The organism is Streptomyces sp. NPDC005070 (genome assembly GCF_053600395.1).
This window is the reverse complement of the sequence record NZ_JBSFZS010000191.1, coordinates 1-9,416: the sequence shown is the minus strand read 5'-3', so window position 1 is coordinate 9,416 and position 9,416 is coordinate 1. Positions and strand designations below refer to the sequence as shown.

10 protein-coding genes are annotated in these 9,416 nt (G+C 71.1%); 7 read left to right on the top strand and 3 right to left on the bottom strand.

Going from position 1 to position 9,416, the window contains the following annotated elements; translation table 11 throughout:
* The first annotated feature begins 66 nt into the window (after nt 1-66).
* From ACWEBX_RS34875 to ACWEBX_RS34860, 4 genes are all read left to right on the top strand, one after another.
* Entirely contained in the window at nt 67-822 is a 756-nt protein-coding gene (locus tag ACWEBX_RS34875) for a (Fe-S)-binding protein (protein ID WP_451888769.1), read from the top strand.
* Nucleotides 819-2,297 carry a LutB/LldF family L-lactate oxidation iron-sulfur protein gene (locus tag ACWEBX_RS34870; RefSeq protein WP_451888768.1) on the top strand — a complete coding sequence of 493 codons (1,479 nt, stop codon included), beginning with the start codon at nt 819-821 and terminating at the stop codon, nt 2,295-2,297. Before ACWEBX_RS34875 ends, ACWEBX_RS34870 begins: the two co-directional genes overlap by 4 nt.
* Complete coding sequence (locus ACWEBX_RS34865; RefSeq protein WP_451888767.1) at nt 2,294-2,974, top strand: LutC/YkgG family protein; 681 nt, start codon at nt 2,294-2,296, stop codon at nt 2,972-2,974. The genes ACWEBX_RS34870 and ACWEBX_RS34865 overlap by 4 nt, the downstream gene beginning before the upstream one ends.
* A gap of 204 nt (nt 2,975-3,178) precedes the next feature.
* Nucleotides 3,179-3,988 (top strand): COG4705 family protein, encoded by an 810-nt coding sequence (locus ACWEBX_RS34860; protein WP_451888766.1) that lies wholly within the window; start codon nt 3,179-3,181, stop codon nt 3,986-3,988.
* 195 nt (nt 3,989-4,183) lie between these two features.
* Here ACWEBX_RS34860 and ACWEBX_RS34855 read toward each other — a convergent pair whose 3' ends face one another.
* Nucleotides 4,184-4,912 (bottom strand): SDR family NAD(P)-dependent oxidoreductase, encoded by a 729-nt coding sequence (locus ACWEBX_RS34855; protein ID WP_451888765.1) that lies wholly within the window; start codon nt 4,910-4,912, stop codon nt 4,184-4,186.
* A 15-nt stretch (nt 4,913-4,927) separates the two neighbouring features.
* On the bottom strand, nt 4,928-5,821 hold the full coding sequence (locus tag ACWEBX_RS34850; RefSeq protein WP_451888764.1) for a helix-turn-helix transcriptional regulator: 894 nt from the start codon (nt 5,819-5,821) through the stop codon (nt 4,928-4,930).
* Between the two features lie 184 nt (nt 5,822-6,005).
* On the opposite strand from ACWEBX_RS34850, the gene ACWEBX_RS34845 reads away from it, so the two are divergent.
* Both ACWEBX_RS34845 and ACWEBX_RS34840 read left to right on the top strand, forming a co-directional pair.
* On the top strand, nt 6,006-7,022 hold the full coding sequence (locus ACWEBX_RS34845) for a zinc-dependent alcohol dehydrogenase family protein (RefSeq protein ID WP_451888763.1): 1,017 nt from the start codon (nt 6,006-6,008) through the stop codon (nt 7,020-7,022).
* 64 nt (nt 7,023-7,086) lie between these two features.
* Nucleotides 7,087-7,497 carry a (R)-mandelonitrile lyase gene (locus ACWEBX_RS34840; RefSeq protein WP_451888762.1) on the top strand — a complete coding sequence of 137 codons (411 nt, stop codon included), beginning with the start codon at nt 7,087-7,089 and terminating at the stop codon, nt 7,495-7,497.
* Between the two features lie 105 nt (nt 7,498-7,602).
* Here the strand turns inward: ACWEBX_RS34840 and ACWEBX_RS34835 are convergent, their stop codons facing one another.
* Complete coding sequence (locus tag ACWEBX_RS34835) at nt 7,603-8,331, bottom strand: TetR/AcrR family transcriptional regulator (protein ID WP_451888761.1); 729 nt, start codon at nt 8,329-8,331, stop codon at nt 7,603-7,605.
* A gap of 89 nt (nt 8,332-8,420) precedes the next feature.
* On the opposite strand from ACWEBX_RS34835, the gene ACWEBX_RS34830 reads away from it, so the two are divergent.
* Nucleotides 8,421-9,281: an SDR family oxidoreductase gene (locus tag ACWEBX_RS34830; RefSeq protein ID WP_451888760.1), complete on the top strand. Its 861-nt coding sequence runs from the start codon at nt 8,421-8,423 to the stop codon at nt 9,279-9,281.
* The last annotated feature ends 135 nt before the right edge of the window (nt 9,282-9,416 follow it).

Genomic DNA, 9,416 nt, shown 5'->3' with positions numbered 1-9,416 from the left:
CCGCCTTCCCGGCGCGCACCCGCGACGTACCCTGCAACCGTCCATGACCGACCCCTAGGAGCCGCGATGCGTGTCGCCCTGTTCCTGACCTGTGTCAACGACACGCTGTATCCGGACACGGGCCGCGCCGTGGTGAACCTGCTGACCAGACTGGGGGTCGACGTCGATTTCCCGATGGGGCAGACCTGTTGCGGCCAGGCCCACTACAACACCGGGTACCGCCATGAGGCCGAGCCGCTCGCCCGGCGTTTCGCCGAGGTGTTCGAGGAGTACGACGCCATCGTGACGCCGTCCGGATCGTGCGGGGCGATGGTGCGGGAGCTGTATCCGCGGATGGGTGAACGGGCCCGCGCGGAAGGCCGCGGGGACACCCTGGCCAGGACGCTGGCACCGGTCGTGCCGAAGACGTACGAACTCACCGAGTTCCTGGTCGACGTCCTCGGGGTGACGGACGTCGGCGCGTACTACCCACACACCGTGACGTATCACCCCACCTGCCACGGGCTGCGCGGTCTGGGACTCGGCGACCGGCCGCTCCGGCTGCTCCGGGCGGTCGGAGGACTGGAACTGCGGGAGCTGCCCGGGGCCGAGGAGTGCTGCGGCTTCGGCGGCACCTTCGCCCTCAAGAACCCCGACGTCTCCGCGGCGATGGGCGCCGACAAGGTGCGCAACGCCGAGTCGACGGGCGCCGAGGTGCTGTGTGCCGCGGACAACTCGTGTCTGATGCACATCGGCGGCACGATGGGCCGTCTCAGCACGGGAATGCGGCCCGTGCACATCGCGGAGATCCTGGCGAGCACGGCCGAGGAGGCGACGGCATGAGCGGAACGTTCGTCGGTATGCCGGCCTTCCCGAAGGCCGCGCGCGAGGCGGTCGGCAACGCCACCCTGCGCGGCAATCTGCGCCATGCCACCCACACCATCCGCGCCAAGCGCGCCAAGGCCGTCGCCGAGGTCTCCGACTGGGCCGAGCTGCGCGAGGCGGGCAAGCGGATCAAGGACCACACGCTCCGTCATCTCGACCGCTATCTGGTGCAGTTGGAGGAGTCGGTGACCGCGGCCGGTGGCGTCGTGCACTGGGCCGCCGACGCCGAGGAGGCCAACCGGATCGTCACGGACCTGGTGAAGGCGACCGGCGAGCGCGAGGTCGTCAAGGTCAAGTCGATGGCCACGCAGGAGATCGGGCTCAACGAGGCGCTGGAGGCCGCGGGCATCCGCGCGTACGAGACCGATCTCGCCGAACTCATCGTGCAGTTGGGCAAGGACAGGCCCTCGCACATCCTCGTCCCGGCCATCCACCGCAACCGCGGCGAGATCCGTGACATCTTCGCCCGCGAGATGGGCGCCTGGGGCCGGCCCGCGCCCGAGGGGCTCACCGACACGCCCGCGGAACTGGCCGAGGCGGCGCGCCTGCATCTGCGCGAGAAGTTCCTGCGCGCCAAGGTCGGTATCTCCGGCGCCAACTTCATGGTCGCCGAGACCGGCACGCTCGTGGTCGTCGAGTCCGAGGGCAACGGGCGGATGTGTCTGACGCTCCCCGAGACCCTGATCTCGGTCGTCGGCATCGAGAAGATCGTCCCGACCTGGCGGGACCTGGAGGTGTTCCTGCAGACCCTGCCGCGCTCCTCGACGGCCGAGCGCATGAACCCGTACACCTCGATGTGGACGGGCACCACGGACGGGGACGGCCCCCGGACGTTCCATCTGGTCCTGCTGGACAACGGCCGCACGGACACGCTCGCCGACGAGGTCGGACGCCAGGCGCTGCGCTGCATCCGCTGCTCGGCGTGTCTCAACGTCTGCCCGGTGTACGAGCGGGCGGGCGGCCACGCCTACGGCTCGGTCTACCCGGGCCCGATCGGCGCGATCCTCAGCCCCCAACTCCGGGGCACCGCCAGCGAGATCGACGCCTCCCTGCCGTACGCCTCGTCGTTGTGCGGCGCCTGCTTCGAGGTCTGTCCGGTCGCGATCGACATCCCCGAAGTCCTCGTCCATCTGCGGGAGAGGATCGCTCAGGGCGGGCGCGCGACCCGGGACGGCAACACGGTCGTACTGAAGCCGGCCAGGGGACACGCCGCCGAGCGGGCGGCGATGCGCGCGGCGAGCTGGGCGTTCGGCCGTCCCGGCGCCCTGCGCACCGGACAGCGGCTGGCGTCGGGGACCCGGCGCTTCCATCCGCGGACCCTGCCGGGCCCCGGCAGGGCGTGGAGCGGGACCCGTGAACTGCCCACGGTTCCGGCGGAGTCGTTCCGCGCGTGGTGGCAACGTACACGGGGTGGAAAGGACATGACGAAGTGAGCAGCAGGGATCTGGTCCTCGGCCGGGTGCGGCGGGCCCTCGCGGACGTGCCCCGGGACGACACTCCCCCGGCGCCCGAACGGCCCGGGAGAGACGCCCGGTACGAGCGGGCGGTCGGCCGGAGTTATCTGCGGGAACACGGTGCGCGGAGTGCCGCGGAGACGGTGGACCTGCTCGCGGAGAACCTGGCGGACTACCGGGCGATCGTGCACCGCGCCACCGAGGACGAACTGCCGTACGTCGTCGCACGGTTGCTCGCAGCACGCGGATCCCGGCACGTGCTCGTGCCGCCCGGGCTCCCGCCCGCGTGGATGTCGGCGGCGGATCCCGTTCGGGTCCACGACCGTGCCGTGAACACGCCCCGTGAACTCGACGAGGTGGAGAGCGTGGTGACCGGTTGCGCCCTAGCCGTCGCCGAGACCGGCACGATCGTCCTCGACGGGGGTCCGGACCAGGGCCGCCGCCGGATCACCCTGATCCCGGACCACCACATCTGTGTCGTCCGGGTACCCGGGCAGGTGGTGGCGTCGGTCCCCCAGGCCATGGAACGCCTCGACCCGGCACGCCCGTCGACCTGGATCTCCGGCCCGTCCGCCACCAGCGACATCGAACTGGACCGGGTGGAGGGGGTGCACGGGCCGCGCACCCTGGAGGTCGTGCTGGTGGGGGGAGCGTGACGGACGAGCCGCGCCCCAGCGCGGCCGGCCCGCCGCGACCCCCTTTCGTATCACCGGGATCATGGGGCTGACCAGGCATTCCGCCGTGCTGTTCAGGTTGTGTTCAGGCTCGTCGTGACTCCTGGCAAGTCCTCCCCCAGAAGCGTCCAAGCCATGGCAAAGCCCTCTGTGGCGCGGGGGTCCGGGCGTGTCATGGTGCCGCGCATGAGCACCGAGCACCTCACCCGCCACGCCCCAGCCGTCCCGCCCGCCGCCGTCCTGGCGAGCAAGGTCCCGGAAGTCACGTTGTACTTCTGGGTGATCAAGGTGCTGACCACCGGAATGGGTGAGACCGCCTCCGACTTCCTGGCCCAGCGGCTCGGGCCCGTGCCCGCGGTGGGGCTCGGCGGGCTGGCTCTCGCGGCCTCGCTGGCGCTCCAGTTCGCCGTTCGGCGCTACGTGGCCTGGATCTACTGGACCGCGGTGGTCATGGTCAGCGTGTTCGGCACGATGGCCGCGGATGTGCTCCATGTCGGTCTCGGTGTTCCGTACACGATCTCCACGCCGCTTTTCCTGGTCGCGCTGGGCGCTGTCTTCGCCGTCTGGTACGCGAGTGAGCGCACGCTCTCGATCCACAGCGTCCGCACCCGTCGCCGCGAGGTCTTCTACTGGGCGGCCGTGCTCGCCACCTTCGCGCTCGGCACGGCGGCCGGGGACCTCTCGGCCACGGTCGGCCTCGGCTACCTGGGCTCGGCCGTCCTGTACGCCGTCGCCATCGCGGTGCCGGCCGTCGCCCACCGCTGGGGTTCCCTGAACGCGGTCGCCGCCTTCTGGACCGCGTACGTCATCACACGCCCGCTCGGGGCGTCGGTCGCCGACTGGATGGCGCTCGGCCACGCGCGCGGCGGTCTGGGGCTCGGCCTCGGCCCGGTCACCGCTTCCTGGACCGTCGCCATCGTCGGCTTCGTCGGCTACCTCGCCCTGTCCCGGCGCGACGTCCAGAACGACTCCGTGGGCTCGGTCCCGACGGTCTGACCCGGTTGGTGCCGGACGAGTGATGGGTGATGTTCCGGCAGGTGGTGCCGCCGACGGAGGGGAAACGCCCTCAAGAAGGTCGAAGCGCTCCTTGCGCTCGCCGCCGCGATCAACGGACGGCGGGATGACGCCTCGTCCCCTTGACCAAGACCGGACCTTCAAGGGGCTCCAGGTGCAATGCGGCGGGCCGCCCGGTCAGGCGAGGGCGGTCCCGGTTTCTTCGCCCAGGGTGTGCAACAGGCGGTCCTGGAAGCCCTGGTCGTGCACGGCAGGGTGCGGCCGCTGCCGCTGCTGGTGGTACCAGTAGCCGCCGGTGGTCAGGGCCCGCGGATCGTCACTGGAGGCCAGCCACGCCTGCGTGCGGTGCCCGAGCTCGAGATCGTCGGGCGCGCCAGGGCCACCCATCTTGGTGGGCACCCAGCCCGGGTCCACGGCGTTGCTCGGCCCTTCCGGGCGCAGCCGGGCCACGGCGGCCGCGAGCGCCGTCACGAACAGCTTGCTGTCCGCGTACGAGCCGGGCCCGTCGCCCCGCCAGTCGATCCTGTCAGTGGAGGCGCGCCCCTCGTAGTGCGAGCCGCTGCTCAGGTACACGAGCCGACGCGGCCCGCGCAGCAGGGCCGTGAGCAGATACGGGGCGATGACGTTGACCGGCATGACGGCGGGCCCGCTCCATACGCCGGCGTTGTGGATCACGGCGTCGAACGGTGCGGTGTCGTCGAGTTCGGCGGCGATGCGCCGCACCGCGTCACGATCCGTGAGATCGCCCAGGACCAGGCCCGCCCCGCGGCCGACCAGTTCCCGCACGGCTGCCGCGCGCTGCTCGTTACGCGCGTGCACCACGACGTCGTGGCCGGCGGACAGCAGCGCGTCCGACGCGGCGCGCCCCAGCCCGTCCGCCGAGCCTGTCACCAGGATGCGACTCACGCGATTACACCCCTCTCAGTTCGTCGTGGGTTGCTGATGTGTGGGCGCCGGGGTCTCGTGCGTGGCGGCCCATGAGGCCAGCAGGCGCAGGCGATCCTCGGATGCCGAGGCCGGCTCGGCGGCGTAGATGGTCAGGGTGAGGCCGGGCTCGGCGGCGAGTTCCAGTCCCTCGAAGGCGAGCGTGAGCTCGCCGACGATCTCGTGGTGGAAGCGCTTGGTTCCGGTGCCGTGGTGGCGGACGTCGTGTGTGCCCCAACGGGTACGGAACTCCTCGCTACGGGTGGAGAGTTCACCGACGAGGTCGTGCAGGTCCTTGTCGTAGGGGTTGCGGCCGGCCTCGGTGCGCAGGATGGCGACGGCTATGTCGGCGAACCGGTCCCAGTCCGGGTAGAAGCGCCGGGAGGCGGGGTCGAGGAACTGGAAGCGCGCGAGGTTCGCCTGGTTGCCGGGGGTGGCGTAGATGTCGCGGTAGAAGGCGCGGGCGAGGGGGTTCGTCGCGAGGACGTCCATGCGGCCGTTGCGTACGAACGCCGGGCCCGCGGTGATGGCGTCCAGCGTCCACTGCAGGGTGTGGTGAACCCTCCGAGGCCCCTTGGTGCGCCGTCCGGGGCGGGTGAGCGCGTCGGAGCCGTCGGCCGCCTGTGCCAGATTCAGCAGGTGGGCGCGCTCGGCGTCGTCCAGTCGCAGCACCCGGGCGACCGCCTCCAGAACGGCCGGGGAGACACCGGCGAGGCTGCCGCGCTCGAGCTTGGCGTAGTACTCCACGCTCATGTCGGCGAGCGCCGCGACCTCGCTGCGGCGCAACCCCGGCACGCGACGTCGGGACCCTGTGGGCAGTCCGGCCTGCTCGGGGCTGATCTTGGCGCGCCGCGAGGTCAGAAACTCGCGGACCTCGTGACGGTTGTCCATGCCTCGACGGTAAGGCCCTCGCGCCGGCGGAGCGATGTACTGCCGATACACCCCTCGGCAGTGACTCGCTGCGCGTCGCGAAGCGCGGTCTTCTGGAAGACGTGGGTACCCGCCCTTCCGGAGGGGCCCGCACCTCTGCACGCGGGCCCGTGGCCCGGCCTCAGTACGTAAGGAACCTCTTCTCATGCGCGGAGCAGTGATCCACGCCCCTGGTGACGTGCGCTTCGAGACCCTCGACGACGCGAAGATCCTCAAGCCGACCGACGCGGTGATCCGGACGGCCGTGACCTGTGTGTGCGGCTCGGACCTATGGCCCTACCGCGGGGCGGAGCCGACCGAGCGCGCCCATCCCATGGGGCACGAGTACGTCGGTTTCGTGGCGGAGGTCGGATCCGACGTCACGTCGGTGAAGCAGGGCCAGTTCGTCGTCGGCTCGTTCGCGACCTCGGACAACACCTGCGCGAACTGCCGGAACGGCTTCCAGTCGAACTGCCTGAACCGGGAGTTCATGTCCACGTGCCAGGCCGAGTACGTGCGCATCCCCAACGCCGAGGGCACCCTCGTCGCCACCGACGAGGTGCCGGGCGAGGAGTTCTGGCCCGGGCTGCTGGCTGTTTCCGACGTCATGGGGACCGGCTGGTGGGCCGCTGACGCCGCCGAGGTCAAGCCTGGCTCCACCGCCGTCGTCGTCGGCGACGGCGCGGTCGGACTGTGCGCGGTGATCGCCGCGAAGGAGCTGGGCGCGGAGCGGATCATCGCCATGTCACGGCACGCATCGCGGCAGAAGCTCGCCCTGGAGTTCGGTGCCACCGACATCGTCCCTGAGCGCGGCGAGGACGGCGTGGCCCGGATCAAGGAGCTGACCGGCGGGATCGGCGCCGACTCGGTGCTGGAGTGTGTGGGCACCGCCCAGGCCATGCGGCAGGCGCTGCACTCGGCCCGACCGGGCGGCAACGTCGGCTTTGTCGGCGTCCCTCACGACGTCGCCGTGGACGGACAGGAACTCTTCTTCTCCCATGTCGGCCTGCGCGGAGGCCCCGCCCCCGTACGCCGCTACCTGCCCGACCTCATCGACCGCGTTCTGACCGGGAGCATCGACCCCGGCAAGGTCTTCGACCTCACCCTCCCCCTGGAGCAGGTCGCCGAAGGCTACAAGGCCATGGACGAACGCCGCGCCGTCAAGGCCCTTCTCAAGCCCTGACCTGGACGAACGCGCCGGCACCGCCCCGCACCTCACGCATCGCTCTCACCGAAGTGGAATGACCATGCAGATCACCCGAAGCTCGATCGACACCGTCAAGGGTCCGGCCGACTGGTTCACCGGCGACGTCTACATCGACGCCGTCGCCTCCGCGCCCGATCCCTCGCGCGTCAGCGCCAACCTGGTGCACTTCATGCCTGGCGCCCGCACCCACTGGCACCGCCACCCCCTGAGCCAGACCGTCTTCGTCACCGAAGGCATCGGGCTGTGCCAGCGGCGCGGCGGACCGGTCGAAGTCATCCGGCCCGGTGACCGTGTCCTGTTCGAAGCCGACGAAGAACACTGGCACGGCGCCGCGCCGAACCGGCTGATGGTCCACCTGGCCATCAACGAAGCCGACGCCGACCACGACGTCGTGCACTGGCTGACCCCCGTCACCGACGAGGAATACGCCGCCGCCCCGGCTACCCACTGACACACCGGTCCGACGGCCGCGGCCTCGTGCTGTGCCACCTCCTCGCCGTTTCATCGAACGATCTCCCCGGGAGGGCTGACCTGCGCGAGGGCGCCTGACGCACGATCAGGCTCGCCGAGTGCCACCGTCCGATGCCAGGCGCGTTAGCCACTCGCGCAGCAGGTGCTGTTCGGCGTCGCTCAGGACATCGGCGTCGTCGGGGAGAGCCGCGCGCAGCGCGCGGGCGGCCGCGGCAGGGCCGGTCTCCGTGGCGGGGACCGTCGGTTCGACGCGGGTGATGGCGGCGACCATGGCCTCGCGGAGGACGGTCAGGAGCTCTGGAGTGCGGCGTTCCGCGGGAGTGGAGTGCCAGGTGATGACCGCGCCTTGCCCGGTGGCCTGGATGATCTGGGCGGCCAGCTCCTCGTCGACCCGCAGCCACCCCCCGGCCGCCAGTCGGCGCACCCGGCCGTAGAGGATCTCCAGGCCCGCACGATGGGCCGTGGCCACGCCCCGACCGCCGGCCCTGTTCATGACCGCGAACAACTCGGGGCGCGAGACCCCGAACTCCACGACCAGGTCCCAGCCGCTGCGCAGCTCCTCCACCGGGTTCTCGGGGGCGAGGTCGAGCCGCGCACGCTTGCTCTCCAGGAACTGCCCATAGCCGTGCTCGGCGACCGCCTCCAGCAGCCCCTCCTTGTCGCCGAAGAGGCGATAGATCGCCGGCGGCTGCATCCCTGCCGCGGCGGCGACCGCGCGGGTGCTCATCGCGTCAGGGCCGCCCTTCTCCAGCAGCTCGACGGCCGCCTCGACGATGCGGCGACGAGGGCTGTCGGGCGAGTCTCGTCCAACCATGAACCGATGATATCGAGAACTTGATTCCACCGGAAGTACCAGTGTTACTGTTGAAACGATTCCACTGGAACCACCGCTGGGAGAACTCAATGATCATCGTGACCGGAGCCACCGGAAAGCTCGGCCACCGCACCGTCGAACGCCTCCTGGAACGTGTCCCCGCCGACCGCGTCGGCGTCAGCGTCCGCGACCCCCGCAAGGCCCAGGACCTCGCCGACCGCGGCGTCCGCGTCCGGCAGGGCAGCTTCGACGACCCCGCCTCGCTCGCGCACGCCTTCGAGGGGGCCGAGCAGCTGCTCCTCGTCTCCCTCGACCGCACGGGTGCGGAGTGCGTCACCGGCCACCGTGCCGCCGTCGACGCCGCCGTGAAGGCCGGCGTCGGCCGCATCCTCTACACCAGCCAGATGGGCGCCGCCCACGACTCCCGCTTCCAGGCGTGCCGTGACCACGCCCAGACCGAGGACATGCTGCGTGCCACCGGCCTGCCGTGGACCGCGCTGCGCAACGGCTTCTACGGCTCCAGCGCCTTGCAGTTCCTGGAGTCCGCCCGTCACACCGGCGACATCGCCCTCCCCGCCGACGGCCCCGTGGCCTGGACCGGCCACGACGACCTCGCCGAGGCCGCTGCCGCGATCCTCGTCGACGGCACGCGCTTCGAGGGGGCCACTCCGCCGCTCACCGCCTCGGCGGCACTCGACTTCGGCGACGTCGCGGAGATCGCGACCCGAGCCACCGGACGGCCCTTCACCCGCACCGTCATCCCCGACGACGCCTTCCACGAGCAGATCGTGGCGCACGGCACCCCGGCCCCGATCGCCGACCTGATGCTGAGCATCTTCGCCGCGGCGCGGAATGGAGAGTTCACCCCTGTCGACTCGACGCTGGCCGAGCTGACAGGGCGCAAGCCCGCCACCTTCCGCACCGAGCTGGAGCGCGCCTGGGCGGATTGACATCCTCGCCCGCCTAAAGGAGGGCGATTCCCGCCTGCCGCGCTGTTGTCGGGCGCGGCTTCGGGTGGGTTCCTGTTTCATCGCGCTGCGCCGGGACGAGTCCCGGTCTTACCCGCGCTCCGCAGGCTGACACCG

What these genes read in the sequence shown, in the direction of transcription:
- ACWEBX_RS34875 (WP_451888769.1), top strand. Translation starts at nt 67, where the DNA reads ATGCGTGTCGCCCTGTTCCTGACCTGTGTCAACGACACGCTGTATCCG.
- ACWEBX_RS34870 (WP_451888768.1), top strand. Translation starts at nt 819, where the DNA reads ATGAGCGGAACGTTCGTCGGTATGCCGGCCTTCCCGAAGGCCGCGCGC.
- ACWEBX_RS34860 (WP_451888766.1), top strand. Translation starts at nt 3,179, where the DNA reads ATGAGCACCGAGCACCTCACCCGCCACGCCCCAGCCGTCCCGCCCGCC.
- ACWEBX_RS34850 (WP_451888764.1), bottom strand. Translation starts at nt 5,821, where the DNA reads ATGGACAACCGTCACGAGGTCCGCGAGTTTCTGACCTCGCGGCGCGCC.
- ACWEBX_RS34845 (WP_451888763.1), top strand. Translation starts at nt 6,006, where the DNA reads ATGCGCGGAGCAGTGATCCACGCCCCTGGTGACGTGCGCTTCGAGACC.
- ACWEBX_RS34840 (WP_451888762.1), top strand. Translation starts at nt 7,087, where the DNA reads ATGCAGATCACCCGAAGCTCGATCGACACCGTCAAGGGTCCGGCCGAC.
- ACWEBX_RS34835 (WP_451888761.1), bottom strand. Translation starts at nt 8,331, where the DNA reads ATGGTTGGACGAGACTCGCCCGACAGCCCTCGTCGCCGCATCGTCGAG.
- ACWEBX_RS34830 (WP_451888760.1), top strand. Translation starts at nt 8,421, where the DNA reads ATGATCATCGTGACCGGAGCCACCGGAAAGCTCGGCCACCGCACCGTC.